The organism is Okeania sp. SIO2B9 (genome assembly GCF_010672505.1).
Lineage (GTDB): Bacteria > Cyanobacteriota > Cyanobacteriia > Cyanobacteriales > Microcoleaceae > Okeania > Okeania hirsuta.
Genome location: NZ_JAAHGK010001712.1, coordinates 1 through 1,234 on the forward strand (window position 1 = coordinate 1; position 1,234 = coordinate 1,234).

General features: G+C 47.1%; 1 pseudogene. It reads left to right on the forward strand.

What is annotated here, in order from left to right:
- Positions 1-24 precede the first annotated feature (24 nt).
- Positions 25-1,068, forward strand: a pseudogene (locus F6K13_RS33900) (ISNCY family transposase); the annotation flags it as partial.
- Between the last annotated feature and the right edge of the window lie 166 nt (positions 1,069-1,234).

Consider the following 1,234-nt stretch of genomic DNA (forward strand, 5'->3'; position numbering starts at 1 on the left):
CCCACATCAGGGTGGTTTGATTCAGTGGTCAGTACATTACGCCAAACATTAGCAGCCCTACCAGACAATCGTACAGGGAAAAACACCAGCTATACGATGGAAGATGCTGGCCTGAGTGCATTTGGGGTCTTTTTTACCCAAAGTCCATCCTTTCTGGAGCATCAAAAGAAGATGGCCGATGCCAAAGGCCGTAGTAACGCGCAAAGCTTATTTGGAGTGCATAAAATACCCAGCGACAACCAAATTCGGACGTTACTCGATCCTTGTACTCCGCAAACCCTCTTTCCGGTCTTTGATGAGATTTTCCAGCAGCTAGAGCAACGTGGTACTCTATCTCGTTTTCGTTCCTTCGACGACACCGTATTGATAGCGATGGATGGAACGGAATACTTTAGTTCACAGACGATTCATTGCCCTCATTGCTCAAGCCGCACCCTCAAATCAGGTAAACCTCATTACTTCCATACTGTGGTGACTCCAGTCATTGTCTGCCCTGGCAGCTCTGAGGTCATTTCATTAGTCCCAGAATTTGTTATTCCTCAGGATGGTCATGATAAACAAGACTGCGAAACGGCTGCGGCCAAACGATGGTTGGCCCAATATGGCAAGCGGTACCGTCATTTGAACGTAACCCTATTGGGTGATGATTTGTATTGCCATCAGCCCCTGTGTGAAGCCCTTTTAGCCCAACACTTCAACTTTATTTTGACGTGTAAACCCAGTTCTCATGCCACCCTTTATGAGCATTTAGAGGGGATTGCATTGCCAACCTTGGTCAAAGAACACCGTAGAGGTAAAACGACGCTCACCTATACCTACCGTTATCTCAATCAGGTTCCGCTTAAAGATGGAGACGACGCATTATTGGTCAATTGGTGTGAACTGACGATTACGAATGCCGATGGGCAGATCATCTATCAGAATGCGTGGGCCACCCATTACCTCATTGAACATCAGAACGTTGAGGCGCTGGTTTTGTCCGCACGAGCACGATGGAAGGTCGAAAATGAAAACAACAATACCCTCAAGACGAAGGGATACAATCTAGAGCATAACTTTGGGCATGGGTAAGAGCATTTGGCGTCGTTCCTACCGCTTTTCAATCACTCTAGGCAGATGAAAATTGAAAATCCTGAGCATTCTCCGGGTTGGGAATGGCTCCTGGAAACCGATTCATGATCTCAATCAGTTGGCGAAACCCTAGCAGGGGGACATAGAGGGCCGAAAAACATGT